We start from the raw sequence: 11,353 nt of genomic DNA, 5'->3' as shown, positions 1-11,353 counted from the left end.
AAAACAAAGTTGATTTTTCAGAAATGCACATATATACTTTTGCAAATGGACGGACTTTTTAAGGAACGGCTGGACACGGTTTTTATCCGGCGTGGAATCAGCACACACAGAAGAGTGCGCAGGCTTTTGCAGAAGCACAATGTATGCGTAAACGGCACAAGAGTTCTTGAAAGCGGATTCGGGTTGAACTTGGCAACGGATGAACTTTCCATAGACGGAATCAAAAAAAATCTTGCACCGGATATATATCTTATGATGAACAAAAAGTCTGGAACCATCTGCTCCACAAAAGACGATGGGCTTTACAAAACGGTCTACAGCTTTATTCCGCAAAAATATTTTTACTATGCAAAAGAAAATTCGCTGCAAAAAATTCACACGGTTGGACGGCTGGACACAGACACGGAAGGTCTTTTGATTTTTACAACGAACGGGGACTTTTCGCACAGCCTTGCAAATCCGCTTTTCCATGTAAAAAAAACTTACTACGTTGAGCTTGAAAAAAGTGAACCAGAAGAGCAAAGAAAATTCCTTGAAAAAAAATTCAGCGAAGGATTTTTTATTCCGCCTGAAAAAAATGAAAGGGAATTTATTTCAAGGCCGGCAATTTTGGAATGGAACAGCGCAAACTCCTGCCGCCTCACAATAACAGAAGGAAAATTTCATCAAGTAAAGCGGATGTTCAGCGCACAAGGAAACAAAGTTATCTTCTTAAAAAGAATTTCAATCGGAAGCCTTGCGCTGGATGAAAAGCTTGCGCCGGGAGACAGCAGAGAACTTTCAAGTGAAGAACTTTCCCTGCTGTTCAAGTGATAAGATTTTATTCAGCTTCTGCCTCTTGCGAATTTTCCGTCTTGGGCTTTTCTTTTATTTCGTCAACGGAAACTTCAAAAGTTGACTTCAATGAACCTTGCGCAAGATAAATTTTCTTTTCGTCATCGAGGCGCACGTAGCACTGGCTTCCTGCAACAGAGTCTTTGCCCACATACAAAGTGCGCAAAATTTTTCCGCCGGAAGAAGCCACAACTTTTACAGCATTCTCATCAGTCAAGCCGTAGCGTTCCAAGTCGCTTAAATCATAAGACACTGTTGAAAGAATTTTTATTTCGTTAACTGAATTCACAATTCTGTTCGCGCGGTTTTCCATGGCAGGAAAATTTTCAACAAGCCATTTTTCATTTTCTTTTTTAAGAGAAAGAATGTGTCCGCCGTTTTTTGTTATTTCAACAGAATCAATTTCTTCATTTGTGTAAACGGTCTTTACTTTCGATCTGCCCAAAAAAGAAATCTGCAGAATGTAAATCACGAGCAGAACTGCAATCGATGAAAGAAGAACTATTTTTCTTGTGTAAATATTTTTCATTCCTAGCTCCATTTAAATTATTGTTTTTGCCGTGGATCTTCCGGGTCGTAAGCCATTCGAATTTTTTCACGGTGCTGGCGGCGCAGAACAAACACGCAAAGTCCGCCCAAGGCTACAAGAACTGCAAGCCCAACCTGATTAAAATATTTCACTGCAAGCGCAAATTTTCCAGAAGACATTTTGAGCGTGTTAAGCGAAAGGTTCTTTGTGCGCATTGAGCAAAAATCTTCTTTGCCGTTCATGTAGTCAACTGCATTGCGGACAAAATATGAATTTGGAGTTTGTGAATCTTCCTGAAGCAGACCAAACTTTGCGGTTGCAATGCAAGATGTAGAAGCAATAAATATTTTGGAACTTTGAATGCTTGAGTCCAAATGATTTTTTGCAGCCAAGACATTTTCAGAATCACTTTCAAGAGGAGATTTTTCAAACGCGCTTTTAAATTTTCCTTCAAGTAAAACTGCAACATTTTTAGAACTGAACTTATCTTCTTCTTTCGGAGGGAAAATTGACATAGGACTTAAAACAAAATTTTCTGCGACAGGAACAGTCCAGGATTTTTCAGAAGTTTTTGCAATGACAGAAACTTTTGCATCTTTGTTTTCTTTTGCGCCAGAAATATCAATTTCAAAAGTCTGCGGAAAGAAAATATTGCCAAGATTTTTTGATATAAGATTTTTCTGGTCAAGGCAATTTTTCTGAATCAGAGGCGTATAGTAAAAGTCAAGTTTTCCATACTGCTGGGTTAGCTGGGAAAAACATTTTTCGTCCATAACATATTCACTGCCGACTTTTATTCCGTAGCTGTCAAAAAGTTTTTCAAGTCCGTTTTCAACAGGAACATATTCAGGCTGGCTGTAATAAGCCATTTCGCCATAAGGCATAATCTCGTCAATTGAATCAACAAAGAAAATTGCGTTTCCGCCGCGCAAAACAAACTGATCAATTTTATAAAGCTCAGCATCTGAAAATTTTTCTTTAGGACCGTTTACAATCAACGACTGCGCAGAAATCGGAATTTCATTTTCCAGAAGATTTACTTCCTGCAAATCATAAGTGTCGGCAAGAAGGGTTTTCAAATACATTGAATCGTTTTTATCCTCAAGGGAATGCTCGCCGTGTCCCGTAACATAAGCAATCACATCAGTTTTTGAAACAACAGTTTTCACGCACTCTTCAATATTTTCTTCCAAGTCGCCAAGCCCCGAAACAACATACTGAAAAATTGCATTCGTAAGTCTAAGCGGAACAACTTGAACTTTTTGGCCGTACTCAACAACAAGCCCGATTGTTCCGTATTCAATTTTTCCATCGGGATTTTTCCAAGACACTGACTGGATTCCATATTTTTTTCCGAGCGCAAGAGAAGTTTCAGAGTCAGGATTTTCAGATTTAAAATCAAGCCGGCCTTTAAATTTTTTATTCGCCGCAGAAAATGCCTTGCCAACTTCATCGTCAATTTTTTCAAAGTCAGCAATATTAAACTGCTCAAGCGATTCAGATTTGTAAAGCGAAACTTTTACATTGTCAGAAAGTCCCGCAAGAATATTTGTGCTGGAAATAATTTTTCCAATGGCGGAAGTAATTTTATATTCCAATCCATCGCTTGAAGAAATGCCGTCAATTTTTTCTATCTGGTCCGCATAAGAAAGAACAATTCCCATGAACACATTTTTCAAGCCGACTTCATTATTCTTTAGCTCGCGGATTTGAATTTGATTCAGTCCATAGCCTCTTGCAATTCTCTGGTTGTCGTAATCTTCCATGTCAAAAAATTCGCAGCTGAAATTTTTGTTCGCGGAATTTCCGTATTCAGTCAAAATATCTTTTACATATTGGTCAACATTAGAATAAGGCGACGGAAGATTTGCAGAAAAGAAAACTTTTACATTCAGAGGCTCCTCAAGGCTTTTTACAACTTCCTTGCTCGAAGATGAAAGTGAATATGATTTTGATTCCGTCAAGTCAATTCTAAAAAAAGCACGGGAAGCAACGAGATTTAAAAGAACAACGGCAACTATAAAAAGCCAGATGTCCGCGGAAGGATTTTTTATCCATGAAATAAATTTATTTTCCTTTTTCATTTTTCAACCTTTCCTTTGATTTGAAATTACGCAGACTGTCAAAGAAACAAAAACTGCTGTCAAAGAAACAAAATACAAAATATCACGCGAATCAATTATGCCTCTCGAAATTGACATAAAGTGGCTCGTGGAAGAAATGAACGAAGCAAGTCCAACTAAAATTCCCGGAAGCAAAACAGAAAAAACTGTAATCATCGTAAGGAAAATGCAAATCGCAAACGCAAGGAAAAATGCAATAATCTGATTTTTTGTAACAGACGAAGCAAAAATTCCAATCGCACAAAAAGCCGAAGCCAAAAGCACAGCTCCCAAATATCCGCCGACAATAGGACCAAAATCAATCCGCGAAGATGCAAAAATTGCGCAAGCTGCAACATAAAAAAAAGTCGGAATCAAAAGCGCAATGCTAGAAACAAAAGTTGCAAGATATTTTCCTGCAACAATGTCGAAATTTGTAACAGGCAGCGTAACCAAAGTTTCCATTGTTCCGCTCTTTTTTTCCTCGCTGAAAATTCGCATCGTCATAGCCGGAATAAAAAAACTGAACAATATAGGAAGCAACTCAAAAAAATTTCTAAGTTCAGGACGATTCACCAAAAAGAATGTGGAAAAAAATAAAAATCCGCTGAACAAAAGAAACAACGCGCCAACAATGTAAGCAACAGGACTTGTAAAATACGAGCAGAGTTCCCGTTTCATAATGACTATCCAAGATTTATTTTTCTTCATTTTTATCATACACTCCATTTTCAGAATCATGTGCAGAAGTTAAACTTCTAAACACATCTTCAAGACTGTTCTTTTTCTGCTGCATTTCAAAAAGCTCCAAGCCGTTCTGCACGCAAGCCTTTGCAAGTTCTGGTCTAACTTCAATGTTTTTTTCAGCTGAAATTCTAAATTCAATTTTCCCATCATTTAAACTTGAATGAATTTTTGAAACGCCATTTATGCCGCGGAATATTTTTTCAGCCTCTTCTGTGGAAGCCCCGGAAACACAAATCTGGACTTCAGACGAATTTCCAAAATGCTCACGAAGCTCTTCTGTCGGACTGTCGGCAACTTTTTTTCCGCCGGAAATAATAATAACTCTGCCGCAAAGCATTTCAACTTCGCTAAGAATATGAGTCGAAATAATTACAGTGTGAGTTTTTCCGATTTGCTTAATCAAATTGCGCACTTCCAAAACCTGATTCGGGTCAAGTCCGCTTGTCGGCTCATCAAGAATAAGAATTTCAGGATTTCCCATAAGAGCATGGGCAAGACCTACGCGCTGTCTGTTTCCGCGGCTAAGCTCTCCAATATTTTTGTGCATCACTTCTTTTAGTCCGCAGACTTCGGCAAGCTCACGGCATTTTTCAGCAGGATTCCGGCCTTCAATTTCAGCAATGTATTTTAAATAATCGGCAACAATCATGTCGGAATACATCGGCGCGCTTTCAGGCATATATCCAATTTTTCTTTTTGTCTCAACTGGATTTTTTAAAACATCAAGTCCGTCAATTTTTACAGTTCCAGAATCAGGCTCAAGAAAACCGGAAATCATTCGCATCGTTGTTGTTTTTCCAGCTCCGTTCGGACCAAGCAGCCCCACGATTTCCCCAGTCTGAATAGAAAAACTTATGCCGTCCACCGCCCGGAAATTTCCAAACAGTTTAGACACATTTTCAACTTCAATCATATAAACCTCATTAATTTTTACTAATATAATAAAACAAACTAAACTTCACAAGGTTATATTCCGCCGGAAATCCAGGCAAAAAATAAATTTGAAATAATAAAAAATTGATATATAATTAGGTCAGATACAGAGTTTCATAGTTTAATGTCATTATCGGGCTTGACCCGATAATCTAAATTTACAAAGATTCTCGTGTCATAGCACGAGAATGACAGTTTAGCAATTACTTTTACAAAAACTTGAAATTTAATCTAGTAAAATAATTTTTATTTTTTCTGGAGGGATTTTGTGGATTTGATAAATGAATTGAAAAATCTTGGCGCCGACATGGACTCTGCGCTTGAACGGTTTATGGGCAACAGCCAGCTTTTGGAAATGATGCTGAAAAAATTTCCAGATTCAATTGAACAGAACAGCGGAATTGAGCAAGACATCGCAAGTGGAAATCTTAGCAATGCAATTTCCAAGTCGCACACATTAAAAGGAAACGCAGGAAATCTTTCTGTAACTCCGCTTTACAAATCTTACACTGAAATTACAGACTTTCTGCGCCAAGGAAAAATTCCAGAAGCAAAAGCAAAGCTTCAGGAAATTCTTCCGGTTCAGAATAAAATCGTAGAAACAATAAAAAAATATCTGTAGAAAATTTTAATTCACTTTTGCAGTCAATTCAGAAAGCAAAGGAATCAGCTGTTTTTTTCTCGAAACAATATCTTTCATATAATAAATATGCTCATCACGTTTCGGGAAATTTATGACGGCTTCAAATTTTGGATCGCTTGCCAAAAACATTATCGAGCTCAATTTTGTTATGTCCGTTACAAGAAGCGCGCTGAATAAAGCTCCTTTCGACTTTCGTTCCTGTTCAAGGCAATCAAGGAATTCTTTTTTGCGCTCAACAATTTCACGAGTGCTGTCAACTTCTATCTGGCTCACAGAATATTTGAATTTGTTTTCAGAATATTCTTTCATATCCTGATGCACAACTTCTTCCGCGGAACGTCCGTCTATGTGGCTTCCACTTTTTATAATGTCGTTTCCCAAAGTTTTTATGTCAAGCTCGGTAATGTTGCTCAAATATTCAGCGGTAAGAACATCATATTCGGTTGTCGTCGCAGACTGAAGAATCAAAGTGTCGCTAAGAATTCCGCATAAAAGAATTGAAGCCATGTCTTTCGGAATTGAAATTCTGTTTTCGCGGTAAAGATTCGCAATAATCGTGCTTGTTGAGCCGACAGCCTTGTTTATAAAATTAATTGGAATCCGGGTTGCAAACGTATTTATTTTGTGGTGGTCAATAATTTCCTTAATTATATAATTTTCAATTCCCTCAACTGCCTGCTGCGGCTCATTGTGATCAACCAAAATAACTTGAATATTCGCTTCGTGCAGCAAATCGCTTTCACTGATTATTCCGATAACTTTAAAATCATCGTCAACAACAGGCAAGCATCTGGTGGGACTTTGCGCAAGCTGGGCGCGGATTTTTTGCACTGTATCGCTTGCCTTCACTGGAAGAATTTTTGTGTCAGCCATAGAACTTACAGGAGATGAATATTCTACAAGCATCGCGGTTGCAACAGTGCTATCATGGCCGGAAATAATTGAAACTTTATTTTCGCGGGCAAGTTCTCTAAGCTCTTTTTTTATAACGTAATCTTTTGTAACAATTACCGCGCGCACTTTTGCTTCAATTGACATTTTCTGAATATCTTCACGGTCGCCTGTAATAACAACAATGTTTTCACTTTTGTGCTCAGAAAGAAGGCTCTTAAAAGAATCAGCATCGTCATCGCCAACCATCAAAGAACATTTAAAATAATCGTCAGCGTTAAATTCCACAATCGGAACTGCGCCCAAAGTTTTTTCTATAAGCTTTATGCTTGTTAAAAAAATGTCATCTTTTTTCGGACTTAGAATTTTAAATGAATTCAAGGCAAACGCATTGTAATTCAAAAGTCCTTGATAAGTTCCGTCCACATTGACAATCGGAAGAACAGAAGAATTTGTGCTTATCATTTTGTCCACAGCATTCCAAAGCGGAACATCCTGATCTACAGAAGAATATTCTCCGCTCATGTAATATTCAGTTTTAGGAATCAAATCCGGAATATATTCAGGCGGCTCAACTTTAAATCTCTTGAAAATATATTCTGTCTGCGGAGCTAATTTTCCAGCGCGGGCAGCAATGTATTCTTTTTTTCCAAGAAGATGCTTGAGCCTTGCATAAGCAGCAGCTGCAACAACTGAATCAGTATCGGGATTTCTGTGTCCGATTATGTAAACTTTATTTGTCATAAATTCCTCTCAACAACATGATAGCACCAAGGCAAAAAAAAGCACCTGTATAAAAACAGATGCTTGACTTCGGGATGTACGAGACTCGAACTCGTGGTCTCCGGCGTGACAGGCCAGCGCGATAACCAGCTTCGCTAACACCCCAAAAGGTGATAATATCATATCAAAAAGCACTTTATATTGTCAATAGCTTTTCTTAAAAACACAAAAAACTTATTTTTCATTAAAACGCTTCAAGAAAAGCTTTGTGCGTTCTTCCCTTGGATTTTCAATGACTTCTTTTCCCTGCTCAACAATAACTCCGCCGTCCATAAAAATAATTGTGTCGCTTGTGTCCCGGGCAAAAGACATTTCATGAGTAACAACAACCATTGTCATTTTTTCCTCGGCAAGTTCACGGATTACAGCAAGAATTTCTCCAGTAAGCTCAGGATCTAAAGCAGATGTAGGCTCGTCAAAAAACAAAACTTCAGGCTTAAGTGCCAATGCGCGCGCAATAGAAACACGCTGCTGCTGTCCGCCAGAAAGTTCGCAAGGATAACACGACGCTTTCTGCTCAAGATTCATTTTTTTCAAAAGTGAAATCGCAGTTTCTTCCGCTTCGGACTTTTCTTTTCCAAGGACAACTCTCTGCGCCTCAGTAATATTCTTTAAAACTGAAAAATGTGGAAAAAGATTGAAATTCTGAAACACAAGTCCAACGTTCAAGCCGATTTTTCTCAAAGTTTTTTTATCGACATAAACGCCGTCCGTAACCATGTTTTGTCCGCAAATAGAAATTGAACCGTCCGTAATTTTTTCAAGCTGACAGACACAACGAAGCAATGTGGACTTTCCGCTTCCGCTCGGACCGATTATTCCAAGAACTTCGCCCTTGTGCAAAGAAAATGAAACGCCCTTTAAAACTTCTAGTCCGCTAAAATTTTTTTTCAGATTTTCAACTTTTATAATTTCACTATTTGTAGTAGCCAAGTTTTTTCTCCGTGAAATCAAATGCTTTAGAAACAACCCAGTTCATTATAAAATAAAAAACGCCTGCAATAAAAAGAGGCATAACGCTAACAAGCCGTCCGCTCTGAGTCTGAGCAACATGAAAAAGTTCCGCCACGCCCAGAACCTGAACAAGCGCAGTATCTTTTACAAGAGTAATAACTTCGTTTCCCATCGGCGGAATTATACGTTTCACAACTTGCGGAATTATAATACGAAAGAAAGTCTGATTTTTTGTAAAGCCCAAAACCTTTGCAGCTTCATACTGGCCAAACGGAATGGATTGAATTCCTCCACGGTAAATTTCCGCAAAATACGCCGCATAGTTTATAACCATCGCCACAATCGCAGCCGTAAATCTGTCAAAGCCAATTCCAAAAATCATCTGGGGCGCAAAGTAAACAAAAATAAGCTGAAGCATCAGAGGGGTTCCGCGGATTATCAGCAGAAAAAGATTTGTAATTCCAGCCACAATTTTTACAGCCGACATTCTTCCAAAGCAAATAAAAAGCGCAAGCGGAACAGAAAAAATCAGAGTAAGAAAAAAAACTTCCAAACTGACGCAAGTGCTTTGAAGCATTACAGCAAGAAGTTTTCCGATTTTGATTCTTAGAAAATATTCAGATAAAAATTCAATCATTTAAAATTTACTTTAGAAAGATGCGCCCGGAATTTTTCCAGACGCAAAAGCATTTTACAAAATATAATTATTTTCCGATTGTGGAAATATCAGAGCCGAACCACTTTGTTGAAATTTTCGCAACAGTTCCGTCAGCCTGCATTTCCAAAAGTGTTTTTTGAACTTTATCGCGAAGGGACTTGTTTTTTCTGCTGAATGCAATTCCGTATTCTTCAGGAGCAAGAGTTTCATCAAGAATAACAAGCGGCTTTTTTCCCTGCGTAATGCTATATCCTGCAACAACCAAATCCATTACAACTCCATCAAGATTTCCAAATTCAAGGTCGTTAAGAGCAGTAACATTTTCTTTGAACTCAACGATTTCCTTTAGGCTTTTTTTGAAATCCGGCGCACCGTCAATTGCTTCCTGTGCAGAAGAACCAGCCTGAACTCCGATTTTTTTTCCTTTCAAATCCGAAAGTGATTTTATTTCACCATTATTGCGGACAACAACAACCTGCGCATTTGCAAGGTAAGGCTCAGAGCAAGCCATTGCGCGTTTTCTTTCTTCAGTTAAAGTAAGTCCGTTCCAAATGCAGTCGATTTTTCCAGTGTTAAGCTCCATTTCTTTTGTAGACCAGTCAATCGGCTGGCAAACAAGTTCAAGTCCAAGGCGAGAAGCAACTTCGCGCGCAAGGTCAATGTCATAGCCTACAATTTCATTATTTTTATCGCGGAATCCAAGCGGCGGAAATGAATCATCAAGCCCAAGAACAAATTTTCCAGATGATTTCTTTTTTGCGCTCGCCATTGAAAGGCAAACCACAAGTCCGCAAATAACTGCAACAATTTTTTTCATTTTGAAAACTCCTTTTATAAAATTATTTTTTTAAGCTTTTTTTACAAAACGCAAGCAAAGCTTTTATTTGAACTGAAGTTGATTCAGAAGAAGGTGCGCCGATTGTCTTTCTGTTTTCCACACAGGATTCTGGTGAAAGAATTTCATAAACGTCATCTTCAATCAGCGGAGAGCATTTTTTAAATTCCTCCAGGCACAAATCTTCAATTTTTGAAAGCCCCGCATCAATTGCCATGCGGACAGCTTTTGCAGAAACTCCATGCGCAGTTCTAAACGGAAGCCCTTTGCGCACAAGATACTCTGCCAAATCCGTGGCATTTGCAAAGCCGCCTTCACAGCTTGACGCCATTTTTTCAAGATTCCATTTTGCAGAAGAAACCATTGCCGTAAAAACTTTTAAATTCGCTTCAACAGTGTCAAAGGCATCAAACAAAGGCTCTTTGTCTTCCTGTAAATCCCTGTCATAGGCAAGCGGAAGGCCTTTTACCATTGTAAGAAGATTTATCAAATCTCCGTAAACTTTTCCTGTTCTTCCGCGGATTAATTCAGCAAAGTCTGGATTTTTTTTCTGCGGCATAATTGAAGAGCCGGTTGACCATTTTTCACTTAGCTCAACAAATGAAAATTCTGTTGTTGACCACAAAACAACTTCTTCGCACATCCGGCTTAAGTGGCTTTGAAGCAACGCAAAATCCGAAGTAAATTCTATGCAGTAATCTCTGTCAGAAACTGTGTCCAAAGAATTTTCAGTAACTCCGGAAAATCCAAGTTTTTTTGCAACAAGCTCGCGGTCAAGAGGCAAAGTGCTTCCCTGCAAAGCTCCAGAGCCAAGAGGAGATTTTTCAATTCTCTTAAGAGAATCTTCAAGACGCTCCCAGTCGCGCACCAGCATAGAAGCCCATGCCAAAAGATGCTGAGCCAAAGTTCCCGGCTGGGCATGCTGCATATGAGTATAGCCGGTCAGCAAGGATTTTTTATTTTTTGAAGCGATTTCAGAAAGTGTTTTTATAAGAGTTAAAATTTCATTCTGGATGCAGGGAATCATGCGACGCAAATAAAGACGTTCGTCCAACGCAATCTGGTCATTTCGGCTACGCCCTGTATGAAGTTTTTTTCCAGGCTCACCAATGCGGTCTGTAAGAACGGCTTCAACAAATGAATGAATATCTTCCGCACTATAGTCAATTTTCAGTTCGCCGGAAATCAAATCTTTTTCAATCGACTTTAAGCCTTTTACAATTTCAGAGCTTTCTGATTTTGAAATTATTTTCTGTTCGCCAAGCATTTGCGCATGGGCAATCGAACCGTGAATATCATCAAGAGCCATTCTTTCATCAACACGGATAGAAGTCTCAAACTCAACCGCAGCGGCGTCCGGACCTTCTGTAAATCTTCCGCTCCAAAGAGCAGCATGATTATCGCCAGTCAATGTGCCGTGATTTTTTTCATTTACGTCTGACAT

The 11,353-nt window shown here is 38.7% G+C and carries 11 protein-coding genes and 1 tRNA gene; 2 read left to right on the top strand and 10 right to left on the bottom strand.

Going from position 1 to position 11,353, the window contains the following annotated elements; translation table 11 throughout:
* Positions 1-45 precede the first annotated feature (45 nt).
* Complete coding sequence (locus tag TRESU_RS02305) at positions 46-813, top strand: pseudouridine synthase (RefSeq protein WP_013700705.1); 768 nt, start codon at positions 46-48, stop codon at positions 811-813.
* 7 nt (positions 814-820) lie between these two features.
* Here the strand turns inward: TRESU_RS02305 and TRESU_RS02300 are convergent, their stop codons facing one another.
* The 4 genes from TRESU_RS02300 to TRESU_RS02285 are packed head-to-tail and all read right to left on the bottom strand — an operon-like array spanning position 821 to position 5,125.
* A complete protein-coding gene (locus tag TRESU_RS02300) occupies positions 821-1,363 on the bottom strand; it encodes a DUF4340 domain-containing protein (RefSeq protein ID WP_013700704.1) in 543 nt (180 codons plus the stop codon).
* A gap of 17 nt (positions 1,364-1,380) precedes the next feature.
* Positions 1,381-3,447: a Gldg family protein gene (locus TRESU_RS02295; protein WP_013700703.1), complete on the bottom strand. Its 2,067-nt coding sequence runs from the start codon at positions 3,445-3,447 to the stop codon at positions 1,381-1,383.
* 3 nt (positions 3,448-3,450) lie between these two features.
* Positions 3,451-4,176 (bottom strand): ABC transporter permease, encoded by a 726-nt coding sequence (locus tag TRESU_RS02290; protein WP_245535689.1) that lies wholly within the window; start codon positions 4,174-4,176, stop codon positions 3,451-3,453.
* On the bottom strand, positions 4,163-5,125 hold the full coding sequence (locus TRESU_RS02285; protein ID WP_013700701.1) for an ATP-binding cassette domain-containing protein: 963 nt from the start codon (positions 5,123-5,125) through the stop codon (positions 4,163-4,165). The genes TRESU_RS02290 and TRESU_RS02285 overlap by 14 nt, the downstream gene beginning before the upstream one ends.
* A gap of 288 nt (positions 5,126-5,413) precedes the next feature.
* Here TRESU_RS02285 and TRESU_RS02280 point away from each other — a divergent pair, with 288 nt between their 5' ends.
* On the top strand, positions 5,414-5,767 hold the full coding sequence (locus TRESU_RS02280; RefSeq protein ID WP_013700700.1) for an Hpt domain-containing protein: 354 nt from the start codon (positions 5,414-5,416) through the stop codon (positions 5,765-5,767).
* A 6-nt stretch (positions 5,768-5,773) separates the two neighbouring features.
* Here the strand turns inward: TRESU_RS02280 and TRESU_RS02275 are convergent, their stop codons facing one another.
* From TRESU_RS02275 to argH, 6 genes are all read right to left on the bottom strand, one after another.
* Positions 5,774-7,423: a putative manganese-dependent inorganic diphosphatase gene (locus tag TRESU_RS02275; protein ID WP_013700699.1), complete on the bottom strand. Its 1,650-nt coding sequence runs from the start codon at positions 7,421-7,423 to the stop codon at positions 5,774-5,776.
* A gap of 70 nt (positions 7,424-7,493) precedes the next feature.
* Positions 7,494-7,567, bottom strand: a tRNA-Asp gene (locus tag TRESU_RS02270).
* Between the two features lie 69 nt (positions 7,568-7,636).
* Complete coding sequence (locus tag TRESU_RS02265; protein WP_013700698.1) at positions 7,637-8,395, bottom strand: amino acid ABC transporter ATP-binding protein; 759 nt, start codon at positions 8,393-8,395, stop codon at positions 7,637-7,639.
* Positions 8,379-9,053 (bottom strand): amino acid ABC transporter permease, encoded by a 675-nt coding sequence (locus tag TRESU_RS02260; protein WP_013700697.1) that lies wholly within the window; start codon positions 9,051-9,053, stop codon positions 8,379-8,381. The genes TRESU_RS02265 and TRESU_RS02260 overlap by 17 nt, the downstream gene beginning before the upstream one ends.
* 67 nt (positions 9,054-9,120) lie before the next feature.
* The gene (locus TRESU_RS02255; RefSeq protein WP_013700696.1) at positions 9,121-9,891 is read right to left on the bottom strand and encodes an amino acid ABC transporter substrate-binding protein; all 771 of its coding nucleotides are present in this window, start codon (positions 9,889-9,891) and stop codon (positions 9,121-9,123) included.
* A gap of 22 nt (positions 9,892-9,913) precedes the next feature.
* Positions 9,914-11,353 (bottom strand): argininosuccinate lyase, encoded by a 1,440-nt coding sequence (argH, locus tag TRESU_RS02250; protein ID WP_013700695.1) that lies wholly within the window; start codon positions 11,351-11,353, stop codon positions 9,914-9,916.

It is taken from the genome of Treponema succinifaciens DSM 2489 (genome assembly GCF_000195275.1).
Lineage (GTDB): Bacteria > Spirochaetota > Spirochaetia > Treponematales > Treponemataceae > Treponema_D > Treponema_D succinifaciens.
The sequence above is the reverse complement of the archived record's forward strand: the minus strand, read 5'-3'. Positions and strand labels throughout refer to the sequence as shown.

Excerpts from the sequence above, each read along its gene's own strand:
- TRESU_RS02305 (WP_013700705.1), top strand. The coding sequence starts at position 46 with ATGGACGGACTTTTTAAGGAACGGCTGGACACGGTTTTTATCCGGCGT.
- TRESU_RS02300 (WP_013700704.1), bottom strand. The coding sequence starts at position 1,363 with ATGAAAAATATTTACACAAGAAAAATAGTTCTTCTTTCATCGATTGCA.
- TRESU_RS02295 (WP_013700703.1), bottom strand. The coding sequence starts at position 3,447 with ATGAAAAAGGAAAATAAATTTATTTCATGGATAAAAAATCCTTCCGCG.
- TRESU_RS02290 (WP_245535689.1), bottom strand. The coding sequence starts at position 4,176 with ATGAAGAAAAATAAATCTTGGATAGTCATTATGAAACGGGAACTCTGC.
- TRESU_RS02285 (WP_013700701.1), bottom strand. The coding sequence starts at position 5,125 with ATGATTGAAGTTGAAAATGTGTCTAAACTGTTTGGAAATTTCCGGGCG.
- TRESU_RS02275 (WP_013700699.1), bottom strand. The coding sequence starts at position 7,423 with ATGACAAATAAAGTTTACATAATCGGACACAGAAATCCCGATACTGAT.
- TRESU_RS02260 (WP_013700697.1), bottom strand. The coding sequence starts at position 9,053 with ATGATTGAATTTTTATCTGAATATTTTCTAAGAATCAAAATCGGAAAA.
- TRESU_RS02255 (WP_013700696.1), bottom strand. The coding sequence starts at position 9,891 with ATGAAAAAAATTGTTGCAGTTATTTGCGGACTTGTGGTTTGCCTTTCA.
- argH (WP_013700695.1), bottom strand. The coding sequence starts at position 11,353 with ATGTCAGACGTAAATGAAAAAAATCACGGCACATTGACTGGCGATAAT.